This is a genomic window from Flavobacterium sp. UW10123 (assembly GCF_040538975.1).
Classification (GTDB): Bacteria; Bacteroidota; Bacteroidia; order Flavobacteriales; family Flavobacteriaceae; genus Flavobacterium.
In genome coordinates this window covers 1-12,168 of record NZ_JBEWQE010000010.1, presented here as the reverse complement: position 1 = coordinate 12,168, position 12,168 = coordinate 1, and the positions used below count along the sequence as shown (strand labels likewise).

At 31.6% G+C, this 12,168-nt stretch carries 12 protein-coding genes; 1 reads left to right on the top strand and 11 read right to left on the bottom strand.

The features are described from left to right. Positions 1-233 precede the first annotated feature (233 nt). Complete coding sequence (locus tag ABXT06_RS12605; RefSeq protein ID WP_354591068.1) at positions 234-1,493, top strand: asparagine synthetase B; 1,260 nt, start codon at positions 234-236, stop codon at positions 1,491-1,493. A 1-nt stretch (position 1,494) separates the two neighbouring features. On the opposite strand, the gene ABXT06_RS12600 is transcribed toward ABXT06_RS12605, so the two are convergent. The 11 genes from ABXT06_RS12600 to thrS all read right to left on the bottom strand — a co-directional run bounded on the left by ABXT06_RS12600 (position 1,495) and on the right by thrS (position 11,556). Then, positions 1,495-2,298 (bottom strand): endonuclease/exonuclease/phosphatase family protein, encoded by an 804-nt coding sequence (locus ABXT06_RS12600; protein ID WP_354591067.1) that lies wholly within the window; start codon positions 2,296-2,298, stop codon positions 1,495-1,497. Between the two features lie 67 nt (positions 2,299-2,365). Then, entirely contained in the window at positions 2,366-2,533 is a 168-nt protein-coding gene (locus tag ABXT06_RS12595) for a hypothetical protein (protein WP_165352465.1), read from the bottom strand. A 144-nt stretch (positions 2,534-2,677) separates the two neighbouring features. Beyond that, positions 2,678-3,346: a response regulator gene (locus tag ABXT06_RS12590; RefSeq protein WP_354591066.1), complete on the bottom strand. Its 669-nt coding sequence runs from the start codon at positions 3,344-3,346 to the stop codon at positions 2,678-2,680. A gap of 8 nt (positions 3,347-3,354) precedes the next feature. Continuing rightward, positions 3,355-4,728, bottom strand: a complete 1,374-nt coding sequence (locus tag ABXT06_RS12585; protein ID WP_354591065.1) for a hypothetical protein — start codon at positions 4,726-4,728, stop codon at positions 3,355-3,357. A gap of 413 nt (positions 4,729-5,141) precedes the next feature. Further along, entirely contained in the window at positions 5,142-6,611 is a 1,470-nt protein-coding gene (locus tag ABXT06_RS12580; RefSeq protein ID WP_354591064.1) for a tetratricopeptide repeat-containing sensor histidine kinase, read from the bottom strand. A gap of 420 nt (positions 6,612-7,031) precedes the next feature. Then, positions 7,032-7,466: a carboxymuconolactone decarboxylase family protein gene (locus ABXT06_RS12575; protein ID WP_354591063.1), complete on the bottom strand. Its 435-nt coding sequence runs from the start codon at positions 7,464-7,466 to the stop codon at positions 7,032-7,034. 79 nt (positions 7,467-7,545) lie between these two features. Then, positions 7,546-8,118, bottom strand: a complete 573-nt coding sequence (locus ABXT06_RS12570) for a Crp/Fnr family transcriptional regulator (RefSeq protein ID WP_354591062.1) — start codon at positions 8,116-8,118, stop codon at positions 7,546-7,548. A 149-nt stretch (positions 8,119-8,267) separates the two neighbouring features. After that, the gene (gene rplT, locus ABXT06_RS12565) at positions 8,268-8,612 is read right to left on the bottom strand and encodes a 50S ribosomal protein L20 (protein ID WP_008464948.1); all 345 of its coding nucleotides are present in this window, start codon (positions 8,610-8,612) and stop codon (positions 8,268-8,270) included. A 100-nt stretch (positions 8,613-8,712) separates the two neighbouring features. Beyond that, on the bottom strand, positions 8,713-8,910 hold the full coding sequence (rpmI, locus tag ABXT06_RS12560; RefSeq protein ID WP_026727505.1) for a 50S ribosomal protein L35: 198 nt from the start codon (positions 8,908-8,910) through the stop codon (positions 8,713-8,715). A 128-nt stretch (positions 8,911-9,038) separates the two neighbouring features. Continuing rightward, positions 9,039-9,593, bottom strand: coding sequence for a translation initiation factor IF-3 (gene infC, locus ABXT06_RS12555; RefSeq protein ID WP_111286002.1), 555 nt, complete (start codon positions 9,591-9,593; stop codon positions 9,039-9,041). Positions 9,594-9,609: 16 nt separating this feature from the next. Then, positions 9,610-11,556, bottom strand: a complete 1,947-nt coding sequence (thrS, locus tag ABXT06_RS12550) for a threonine--tRNA ligase (RefSeq protein ID WP_354591061.1) — start codon at positions 11,554-11,556, stop codon at positions 9,610-9,612. Positions 11,557-12,168: the final 612 nt, after the last annotated feature.

The window sequence follows — 12,168 nt, the reverse complement described above, 5'->3', positions numbered from 1 at the left end:
ACTATCATTAAACTTCATAGTGGTTGTTTTTACAGCGATTAGTTTTATGAACCTGGGATAGCAAATGTATTGAGAATATTTTATAAGAGTATAGGTGTTTTTACCTGTTTTTATAGTTGTAGAAAGTCATTTTTTTTCGAGATTATTTATTTAACATTCCATTATGGCAGAAATGGTCATAAGCATTCTGTTTTTGTGGTAGCCTTTTATATCTTTACTAAAATAATTTTCTGATGAATAAGGGTTTTCTTTACTTTTTTATACTATTAGTTACATTTAGTTCAAGAGCTTCGTTTATCTTGCTACCGATGGATGAAACAACGCAGCAAAATCATTTAAAAGCATATGGAATCACTTATTGGTGTTTGAGTAGGGATTATAAGGCAAGTTGGCTTTTAAATTACCGTGGCGGTTCTTTTTTACTCCCTGACGCTGATGAAATTAGAAAAGAATGTAAAATTAGAGGAGTTAGTTTCGAAGTAATTTCAGATAGTGAACAAGCATCAATTTTAAATGAAATATCGAGTCCGTCTCAAAATATGGAATCGGTAATTTTAGAAAAAGCTCCCAAAATAGCCGTTTATACTCCAAAAGGAAAACAGCCTTGGGATGATGCTGTGACTTTGGTTTTGACTTATGCCGAAATTCCTTTTACGCCAATATATGATGAAGAAGTTCTAAGTGATCAATTATTAATGTATGATTGGCTGCATTTGCATCATGAAGACTTTACTGGACAATATGGGAAATTTTACGCAGCTTACAAAAATACGCCTTGGTATATAGATCAAAAAAAAGATGCTGAAGCTTTGGCCGCAAAATTAGGATATGAAAAAGTATCTCAAGAAAAAGGTGCGGTTGCAAAAAAAATTAGAGATTTTGTAATTGGCGGAGGTTTTATGTTTGCTATGTGTTCTGCCACGGACAGTTTTGACATTGCACTTGCGGCTGACGGAGTAGATATCTGCGAAACGATGTTTGACGGAGATCCTAGCGAGTCTAATTATCAGTCAAAATTAAATTATAATAACTCTTTTGCTTTCAAGAATTTTACTTTAGAAAGAAGACCTGAAGTATATGAGTTTTCTGATATCGATATGACAACAAAAAGGCGAATATTAATGGAGAAAGATTACTTTACTTTAATGGAGTTTTCTGCAAAATGGGATCCAATACCGAGTATGTTATGTCAAAATCATACGCAATTGGTAAAAGGTTTTATGGGGCAGACCACTTCTTTTGACACTTCATTAATAAAGTCTAATATTTTGATTATGGGAACTTGTGAGTTAAACGGGGAGTCAAGATATATTCATGGAGAAAAAGGCAAGGGGATGTTTACTTTTTTTGGAGGACATGATCCCGAAGATTTTCAACATCAGGTTGGAGATCCGCCAACGGTCTTAGATTTGCACCCTAATTCGCCAGGTTATAGGCTAATTTTGAATAATGTTTTATTTCCTGCCGCCAGAAAAAAGAAGCTTAAGACTTAGATCAATTTAAAGAAAATTCAAACCAGATCGGAATATGATCGGATACTTTTCTTGCATTTTGAAGTGAATCAAAATCTTCGTAAAATTTAATAATTCCCGAATTAATGACTTTTAAACAAGATGTTTTGTAAAAGATATTGTCAAATTCAGAAGCTAGACAAATATCATTTTTGCATGTATGTTTGAGAGTTGTCTTTTGATCTTTTAGTATAGGAGAAAATCCCATTTTTTTTAACGGATTAAAAACAGAATGTTTTTCAGGGCAATTAAAGTCTCCTAAAAACACAAGATTTAAATTAGGATATTCGTTTGGTAAAAATTTGAAATATTTGATTTCGGTTTCAGGTTGCTTTTTCTTCGTTATGGCATGAAAATTAACAAGTGTGATTGTCTTTTTGTTAATTTCAAAAGAGGCGAAATAGGGCTCCCGATCAATTTCTATGCTAAATTTTTTCTCTAGCCAGGGTTTGTTTTTTAATTTGACTTTATGAGTTTTCCAAATAAATGCATACCGCTCGGTTTTGTAACTACTGCTAGAAGTTGGATCACTTATCCTGTAATCCCAATTGTTTCCTTTCTGATTAAGCAATGATGCAAGTTTTGCTACAGTTTGCGCACCTCCATTTCCAGCAACAACCTCCTGAATTGCAATGATATCATAATTGGAAATTGTTTTGGCAATATAATTTAAATGACCATCAGATTTAGATTTTCCAAAGTTTTCAATATTCCATGATAGTACTTTGGTTTGTGCAAAAGATAAAAAGGTTAAGAATAATAAGATCAGGCAGAGACTTTTTTTCATATAAAAATGTATGGATCAAGATGTGAATTTTCTTTTCCAACAATAATCAAGCCCTTCTTAGAATTAATTAATGTTTTTTGTATCGGTTTTTTAATGCCGTTCCGATAATTATAATTTGTAATACTAATAACGCTGGGATAAATATCATTTTCCAATCAATTTCTAGCCAACCTGTTTTTTCAGAAACAAAGGCAAAACTAATTGATAAAAAAAGGCAGAGTAACATTGTTTTCATAATGATTTTATTTTGTGTAGTATTAATTTTGGAGAATATAATACTCGCTTTACTTTTTGGTTTCATGGTAGGTCAATAGATTATCACAAATTTAAAGGTATCAAAAGTGTAATCCTTACGGAAACCCGTAAAGCAATATAAAAATTATACCAGACCGAAATCTTTTGCAATTGCAATCAAATGCACGTTGTTGTTGGCTTTAAAATAAATTTTCAGCTTATTGATTCTTTTTTCGATACTGCTTGTTCCGTTAGGAGTTATTGATAAATCTTTAAATTCTTTAGAGATGCTTTCTAAAATGTATCCTTGTGACAGAAGTTTTAAGATTGAAATATCATACGATTCAATTTCAATTAAGGACTTATCATTAAAACTAAAAGATAAATCAGAAGAAAGTATTTTTTCTTCATTATTAAATGTGCTTTCAATAGCATTTCTTAGTTCTGAAATACTATTTCTTCCTTTAGAAACATAAGCATTAATGCCTAATTCATTAAAAAGTGTTTTAATCCTATAACTTTTATCTTCTATAGAAAAAACAATTTTTTTTAGATTTGGTTGCACTTTATTTATGGCATCAATAAGTTCATCGCCACTATTTAAACTTACTTTTCTATGATCAGATTTAAAAGATAAATCTGTAATCAATAAATCATAAGGTTCTTTATCAGCCAATGCTTTTTTTATTTTAAGCAAACCTTCGTCACAATATTTCACGTGGTTAATTACTGGAACTTGTAACTCTTCAAGTACTTGAACTACTGCAATGCTGATACTATCTAGATCTTCGGCAACTAAAACTTTTTTAAACATATATCGGGTTATATTGGAAATTTGAAACTAATTTTAAAACCGCTTTGCAAGCTTGTGTCAAAATTAAGAGTTCCTTTTATTGTTTTAATACGGTTTTCCACATTTTGTAGTCTTTTTTCTAAAATATTATTTTCTGATGTAATTTCACTACTGTTATCAGTGTAATAAATTACTAGGTTTTTATGTATTTCCTTGGTAACAATACTTACTAAACTTGAACTGTTAGATTTTTTCATATTGAATAATAATTCTTGCAAAATTCGGTAGAGTATTATTTTTTTATTCTTGTCAATTTTATTCCAGGAAATAGAGTCTAAGCCGTTAAGGATAATATTTACATCTTGAGTTTTATATTCTGAAATCATTTCCCTTAAAACAGACACAAATCTGTCATCTATCGGAATTTTACTGTTCTCTCTTGATATATTTCGAGTTTTGGAGTAGATATTATTGAGACTATTCAGCAGTTTTTCTTTATCGTCTTTGTTTTCTACATTATTATTATGAACAAATAACAATGTCTCATATATATTTGAGTTAAGTTCATTATGCAGTTTCTGAGATATTCTCATTTCGCTTTTAAGTATGATGTCGCTTTTTTCTCGTTTTCCTTTCGTAGTAATATAAAATATTAGAAAAAGGATAATAAATAGACTTAAAGAAATTACGACATAAGAAATATAGCTTCTGTTTTTTTGTCTTTGCAATTGTAATTCTTTTTCTGCTTTCTGATTTTTAAGTTCAAAGTTTTCATCTTTGTCTTTCTTTGAATCGTATATTACATCAGCAAATTGATTTTTTGCCGTTTTTCTGCTTAAATAGAGACTATCATTTTTTCTTGCATATATTTTCCAGTATTTTTTCGAATTTTCAGCCTTATCCGCTTCAATAAGATCGGCTAATCTATCGATTTCATTTCCAGCTGATTTTGCTCGTTTTGCAGCATAATATGATTTCTCTGCATAAAGTTTTTTAAGTTCTGGATTGTAGTATTTTGAGTAATACTGATAAAAACCAAAGTAGTTGGCAATTAGCTCAAAATCATTGTTGTATGGAATAGTTAATTCCAAACTTTCGTTAAGGCACTTTAAAGCTTGTTCTTTATGATTTCCAAGGCCTATGTAGGAGAGAGCTAAATTATACATTATGGCTGAACGCACAATGTTTGTATTTGAAGGTGTGATTTTATCTGCAATTTTACACTTGGATATTGGTTCTAATATATCTTTCGCTTCTTGATATTTTTTTTGTTGAATATAAATAAAGGCAATTTCAGATAATATTCTGGCTTTTCTAAATGTCGATATTGCTTTTTTTAGCGCTTTTCTATGATAGTAAAGCGCCTTTTCGTTATTATAAGTGTAAAAATAGTTGTAAGCCATAAATGTGTAAGCATTAATGGCGTACTTTTTATCAGATGTTTTTTCTAAGTAAGGAAATGCTTTTATAAGTGTAGATTCTGCTTCGTAAAAATTGCCATATCGTTGCAAGATTTCGACGATGTAGTTTAAAGAGCCAACATATTCATCTACATAATCTTCTTTCGGATCGCATAACAATTGCGTTTTGTTGAAGTAAAAATAGGCACTGTCATATTTTCCAGCACTAAAAAAAGCATGAGCTTTTTCTGATGTTTTTTTAATTTTTATTGAACGATCGGCTTTATAGTGATTTTTTGGTTGTTTTTCAGCTTTAGAAGACGGTACGAAGAAAAGAGTTGCTAGAATCAAACAAATGATTAGCAAACAAAAAAGAATGATTTTTTTTTGAAAAAAACTGAACAAGTTCTTACTCATTATACAGGGAATTTAATTATAACCTTAAAACCTTTTCCAAAATCTGAAAGAATTTCGACCTCGCCTTTTATGGCTCGAATTCGATTCTCAATATTATGTAAGCCATTTTTGTGGACCATTTTGTTTGAATCAATTCCTTTTCCGTTGTCTGTATAATTAATTATAACAGTATTGTTTCTTTTTTTAAAAGTTATGGCAACTAAACTAGCGTCACTATGTTTTTTCATGTTTACTAGCAATTCTTGGATGATTCTGTAAACAGATATTTTCTTAATTTCATCCATTTGATCCCAAGAAATTTCATCTAATCTATTTATCAATAGGTTTGTTTTGGACGTATTAAATCCAGAAATCAACTCTTTAAGTGAAATTATAAAATTTTGACTGCTCAAGATTGGATTGTTTTCTTTTGATACATCTCTTGTTCGAGAATAAATATCTTCTAGCTTTTTTAATAAATGACTTCTGTTTTCTTCATTAGAAAGATTTCTGTTCTCAACAAAAGCTAGCGTATGGTAAATGTCATTAGCTAATTCGTCATGCAGTTTTTTTGAAATTCGAGTTTCACTTTGATAAGTTGCTTCAATTTTTTGACGATTATTTCGTGCAGTTAAATAGTAATAAACAAATACAATCAACCATGATGCTAATATAATTATGATATATGAAATAATATTTTTGCTTTCCTGTTTTTCTAATTGAAGTTCGTTTTTGATTTTTTGAGTCCTTAATTTTAAGTTTTCCTCTTTTTCCCTTTTAGAATCATATTTCATTTTTGCAAATTGATTTTTTGCCTTTTGTCTGAAGGCATAAATACTATGATTCTCTTTGATGTAAAGAAGAGCCTTTTCTTTTGTCTCTGTAGCAGAATTCGTGTTTTCTATAATAAATTTTAAAGCAAGTAAGCGATTATTAGCATTACCAGATAAGGTATAGTTTTTGTAGCTTAATTTGGCATACATCATCGATAAAGTCCTATTGTTGTGATAATATTGGGCAAGATTATAATACGTTTTACCTAAACCATCTTCGTTTTTTGATTGAATGCTAATTTGTAAACTCTTTTGGAAAAAACTCAAAGCTTTCGAATCGTTGAGTTTGAAATAACAATAACCTATATAGTCGAGTATTTTGGAATAATATATTTGATTTTGCTGTACAATTTTTTCTTTGCTAATTGAGAGAAAAATCTGAAGTGCTTTATTGTACTTGTGTTGTTTTATATATATTGTGGCTATATTATTTTTTGCTTCAAGTACGTTGATCCTGTCAGTTTTTAAGATAAAGGCTTTGGAATAATAATAGATAGCATTTTGATAATTATAAGTATAATAATAGTTTCTTCCTAAAACACTGTAGATATTCCATATATAATTTGGATCTTCAATTTTATTTAAATAAGGAATTACCTCAGTTGCGGTTTTAGTGCTTCCAATAAAATCTTCATGGTTTTGTTGAATTTCGGCCATATAGTACATGCAGTAAACGTAGTTTTTGGCATCTTCGTTTGGATTGCATTTTGTTCTCGCTTTATTGTAAAAGTAAAACGCACTATCTAACTCTTTATTCTTATAGTATAAATCAGCAGTATTTATTATCTTACCTATTTCGACCTTATTATTTGTAATTTTCTCTATAAAATATTTTTTCTTTTGACAGGCAAAAAAGATTGCAAAAATTAAAATTATAAATAGAAAAAATTGTATTTTTTTTGTAACCATGCGCCAAAAATAAAAAAATATAGATTTTACAAAAGAGTATAAATACGGTATTTTGCAAAAACTCTAATTTTATGATTTCCGTATTCTCATTTACAGATAGATATAAAAAAGCCCTCTAACTAGAGGGCTCGCCTTTGAATATTTGTTGTAAATATTCTCTTTATAAAATTATTCAGCTCTCATTCCTGTTGCAATTCCTATTCTGTTCCAAGCGTTAATTGTGATAATCGCCAAAATGATTTCGGCAAGGTATTTTTCGTCAAATAATTTCGCAGCATTCTGATAAACTTCTTCAGAGACATGATTACTTATTAAAGTAATTTCTTCAGTTAAAGCTAATATTGCTTTTTCTTCTTCCGAATAAAAATCAGCTTCACGCCATGCACTTAATAAATAAATACGCTCTTCTGTAACACCTAGTTTTCTGGCATCGGCAGTATGCATTTTGATGCAGTAAGCACAGCCATTGATTTGAGACGCTCTAATTTTGATTAGTTCTTTGTGAACTGGAGTTAAAGACGTTGAAGCAATATATTTTTCTAAGCCTAACATGGCTTGATAAGCTTCTGGGGCAACTTGCGGGATAACGATTCTTGATTTCATTTTTATATGTTTTAAAAGTTCATTACAAAGGTCTGTAATGTAGGCTCTTAAAAACTTGAACTACTTCAAGAAAGTAAAATCAGACTTTCCCAGCCCTTATTTTACTCATGAATTCTGCAGAAAAATCTAAATAGGAGGCAAGCATGTATTGAGGAACACGCTGAACAAATTCGGGGAAATGATCATTAAAATGATGGTATCTTTCTTCAGCCGACATTGTAAACAAGAATTTAATTCTCATTTGCATGGCACCAAAAGTCTTTTGAGTAACAATTCTGAAATACCTTTCCAGATTAGGTATTTCAATTAATAGAGACTCTAAAACAGTTTTATCAAGAGCAATAACTTCTGAGTTTTCCACTGCCTGTAAATAAAAGCTAGTTGGTATGTGATTGTGATAGCTCAAATAATCAGTAATCCACCAGTTTTCGATACCAAACTGCAATGTTTGTTCGCTTCCTTTCGGATTGATGATATATTGCCTCATGCAGCCTTTGACAACAAAATACATTGTATTGCAGATTTGGCCTTCTTTTAAAACATGTTCTTTCTTTCTTATTTTCGAAAGTTCGAGACATGATTCTAATTTATCAATATCAGAAGGTTCTAGAGCAATAAATTTTTCAATATGATCAAAAAGTGGTTTGTACATTAGATGGGTTTGGTTTATACAAAGTTACTTTTTAAATTTTGTTTCCAAAGGAAGAGATTTGAAACTTCTTTAAAGCAAAAAAACCATTCGCGTTAACGAATGGTTTTATATAATAAGTAAGTAATCTTAAATTGAGTTTATAAAACGTTTTATTTTACTTTATTAAGAATAGCTTTGAAAGCTTCTGGGTGGTTCATAGCTAAATCTGCAAGAACTTTTCTGTTCAATTCGATTCCGTTAGCTTTAACTTTCCCCATGAATTGAGAATAAGACATTCCTTCTAATCTAGCTCCAGCGTTAATACGTTGAATCCATAATGAACGGAAATTTCTTTTGTTTTGTTTTCTATCGCGGTAAGCGTAGCTCATCGCTTTCTCTACTGCATTCTTAGCAACTGTCCAAACGTTTTTACGTCTACCAAAGAAACCTTTGGCTTGCTTCATTATTTTTTTTCTTCTTGCTCTTTTAGCAACTGAATTTACCGATCTTGGCATAATTTTAATGTTTTTTTGTAGCAGGCGTCCTGAATTGAATCAAAGGAACTTAAAGCCATACTCCAAGGTTATATAAATAATTTTTTAACCTAAAGAATTATTAGATAATTCTTAATTGTTGTTTAATGCTTTTCATATCTGTTTGGTGAACTAGCGCTGAGTGAGTCAAAGCTAATTTACGTTTTTTAGATTTTTTAGTCAAGATGTGACTTTTAAAAGCATGCTTTCTTTTAATTTTTCCAGAGCCAGTAACTTTAAAACGTTTCTTAGCGCTAGATTTTGTTTTCATTTTAGGCATTTTTCCTAGTGTTTTAATTTATTCTTACTTACTTATATTTTCAAAAGCTTTAGGCTGTAGGCTTTAAGCTCTAGGCAAATGTTTGAATTTTTGCTTAAAGCTTAAGGCTTACTGCTTAAAGCAAATAATTATTTTTTCTTCTTAGGAGCAATGAACATAATCATTCTCTTTCCTTCCAAAACAGGCATCGCTTCAACTTTACCATGTTCCTCCAAATCCTGAGCAAGACGTAATAATAGAATCTGACCTTGATCTTTATAGATGATAGAACGTCCTTTAAAGAATACAAATGCTTTTAATTTAGCTCCCTCTTTTAAGAATTTTTCAGCATTCTTTCTTTTAAATTCATAGTCATGCTCGTCAGTTTGAGGGCCAAATCGAATCTCTTTTACAACAACTTGAGAAGATTTAGCTTTTAATGCCTTATCTCTTTTCTTTTGTTCGTAAACAAATTTCTTGTAGTCCATGATTTTGCAAACTGGCGGTTCAGCGTTTGGCGAGATTTCAACCAAATCCAGCTCTAGCTGGTCAGCTAAACGTAACGCATCAGCTATTTTAAAAACCCCAGGTTCAATGTTTTCACCTACAAGACGTACTTCCGGAACACGAATAAGATTGTTTATTCTGTGTGCATCTTTTTTTTCTACTCGAGGTTGAAAACCTCTGTTACTTTTTATTGCTATGACTTTCTAATTTAAGTTAAACTGTAAATACTTTTAATGTCTTTTTTATTTCTTCGTCTACAATCGCAGCAAATTCTTCGATTGAAACTGTGATATTACCTTTTCCTTCTTGTCCGTGACGACGAATAGAAATTGTACCGTTTTTCTCTTCTTCCTCACCAACGATAAGCATAAATGGAATTTTCTGCATTTCTGCGTCTCTAATTTTCTTACCGATAGTTTCGTTTCGGTTGTCAATTAGGGCGCGAATTTCGTGATTTTCTAGCAAATCTAAAACTTTTTTAGCATAATTTTCGTATTTCTCGCTCAAAGACAAGATAATAGCCTGCTCAGGCATTAGCCAAAGTGGGAAATTTCCTGCTGTATGCTCTAGTAAAATTGCTATAAAACGTTCCATAGATCCAAAAGGAGCTCTGTGAATCATAACAGGGCGATGTAATTCATTATCAGCGCCTTTGTATGTTAATTCAAAACGCTCAGGTAAATTATAATCCACCTGAATAGTTCCTAATTGCCATTGTCTTCCTAAAGCATCTTTTACCATGAAATCTAGTTTCGGACCATAGAATGCAGCCTCGCCATATTCAACAACAGTATTAAGGCCTTTGTCTCTCGCTGCGTTGATAATTGCATTTTCTGCTTTTTCCCAATTTTCGTCAGTACCAATATACTTCTCTCTGTTTTCCTGATCTCTCAATGAAATCTGAGCTGTAAAGTTTTCAAAACCTAACGAACCAAATACGTATAATACAAGGTCAATTACTTTTTTGAATTCTTCGTCCAATTGCTCTGGAGTGCAGAAAATATGCGCATCATCCTGAGTAAATCCTCTTACACGAGTTAAGCCATGTAATTCTCCAGATTGTTCGTATCTATATACAGTACCAAATTCAGCATAACGCTTAGGTAAGTCTTTATATGACCAAGGTCTTACATTGTAAATCTCACAGTGATGAGGGCAATTCATTGGTTTCAATAAAAACTCTTCACCTTCTGCTGGAGTATGGATAGGCTGGAAGCTATCAGCTCCATATTTAGCATAGTGACCAGAAGTAACATATAATTCTTTCTGACCAATATGCGGACTAACTACTTGTTCGTATCCAGCTTTTTTCTGAGCTCTTTTTAAGAACTGTTCTAAACGATCTCTTAAAGCGGCTCCTTTTGGTAACCATAAAGGTAGACCTTGACCAACTTTCTGAGAAAAAGCAAACAATTCAAGTTCTTTTCCAAGTTTACGGTGATCACGACGTTTTGCTTCTTCAAGAAGTTCAAGGTATTCAGTTAAATCTTTTTGTTTAGGGAAAGAAGTTCCATAAACACGGGTTAACTGTTTGTTTTTCTCATCACCTCTCCAGTAAGCGCCGGCAACACTCATGATTTTTACAGCTTTGATAATTCCAGTATTCGGAATATGTCCACCACGGCATAAATCGGTAAAAGTAGCATGATCACAGAAAGTAATCGTTCCGTCTTCAAGATTTGAAATCAATTCAGTCTTGTAAACGTTGTCTTTATACATTTCTAAAGCTTCAGCTTTAGTTACAGGGCGCATTTTAAAATCGAACTTTCCTCTTGCAATTTCAAGAATACGATCTTCAATCTTTTTGAAATCAGCTTCAGAAATTTTCTGATCTTCAAAATCCACGTCATAATAGAATCCATTAGCAATTGCAGGTCCAAGAGTTAATTTAATTCCAGGATATAATTCCTCAAGGGCTTGTGCCATTACGTGTGAAGTTGAGTGCCAGAAAGCTTTTTTCCCTTCCGCATCATTCCAAGTATATAATATAAGATTACCGTCGGTCGTCAATGGAGTCTCGGTTTCAATAGTTGTACCATTAAAAGATGCAGAAATAACATTTCTTGCAAAACCTTCGCTAATGTTTTTAGCGACCTCCATTGGAGTTACGCCTTGAGCGAACTCTCTAATTGACCCATCGGGTAAAGTAATCTTGATCATTGTTTATAATTTTGTGAATGCAAATATACATGATTACAAAAATACATACAATATATATTAAGAAGATTACTCTATGATATGTATAAGTATAAAGTTATGCTATATGTCTTAAGTAATAATCGGATTTCTGTTCTATAGTTTTTTATGCATATATAAGTGTGAAATTATACTATAATATATAAGGGTGAAAAGTTTTATCATACTGAGAAGAGTCGAAGTCTTTTCAGGCTTGGTATTTTAATAAGGAGCTTTGTCCCGCTATCCACTCCAATCTTTTTGCGTCGAACCCCGCCGCAAAAAGGATTTCCCGCTTCTATCGGGGCTAGGGAAGCTGTTTTCAGAAGGAATAATAAGGAGAAACTTAGCGTCTCAGCGTCTTTGCGAGATTAAAAGGAAGGCTGATGAGCTTAAAATCTCTTCAGATAACAGCGGAAAAGCCAAAAAAATCCTCAAAGCCACAGGAGGGAACAGCCATCAAAATAAAGAAACCTTATGCTAATTCAGAAAAATCCCACAGGGATTGAAAAAACTTTCATCTGTAAACAGGACGTTGCCAGCAGGTTAAGAAAAATAGCGAAAAAAGATTGAAAATAGTTGGAAAAAAAGCTTGGA

Bases quoted from the DNA above. Each gene is read 5' to 3' on its own strand.
- ABXT06_RS12605 (WP_354591068.1), top strand. From the start codon at position 234: ATGAATAAGGGTTTTCTTTACTTTTTTATACTATTAGTTACATTTAGT.
- ABXT06_RS12600 (WP_354591067.1), bottom strand. From the start codon at position 2,298: ATGAAAAAAAGTCTCTGCCTGATCTTATTATTCTTAACCTTTTTATCT.
- ABXT06_RS12595 (WP_165352465.1), bottom strand. From the start codon at position 2,533: ATGAAAACAATGTTACTCTGCCTTTTTTTATCAATTAGTTTTGCCTTT.
- ABXT06_RS12590 (WP_354591066.1), bottom strand. From the start codon at position 3,346: ATGTTTAAAAAAGTTTTAGTTGCCGAAGATCTAGATAGTATCAGCATT.
- ABXT06_RS12585 (WP_354591065.1), bottom strand. From the start codon at position 4,728: ATGGCTTACAACTATTTTTACACTTATAATAACGAAAAGGCGCTTTAC.
- ABXT06_RS12580 (WP_354591064.1), bottom strand. From the start codon at position 6,611: ATGGCCGAAATTCAACAAAACCATGAAGATTTTATTGGAAGCACTAAA.
- ABXT06_RS12575 (WP_354591063.1), bottom strand. From the start codon at position 7,466: ATGAAATCAAGAATCGTTATCCCGCAAGTTGCCCCAGAAGCTTATCAA.
- ABXT06_RS12570 (WP_354591062.1), bottom strand. From the start codon at position 8,118: ATGTACAAACCACTTTTTGATCATATTGAAAAATTTATTGCTCTAGAA.
- rplT (WP_008464948.1), bottom strand. From the start codon at position 8,612: ATGCCAAGATCGGTAAATTCAGTTGCTAAAAGAGCAAGAAGAAAAAAA.
- rpmI (WP_026727505.1), bottom strand. From the start codon at position 8,910: ATGCCTAAAATGAAAACAAAATCTAGCGCTAAGAAACGTTTTAAAGTT.
- thrS (WP_354591061.1), bottom strand. From the start codon at position 11,556: ATGATCAAGATTACTTTACCCGATGGGTCAATTAGAGAGTTCGCTCAA.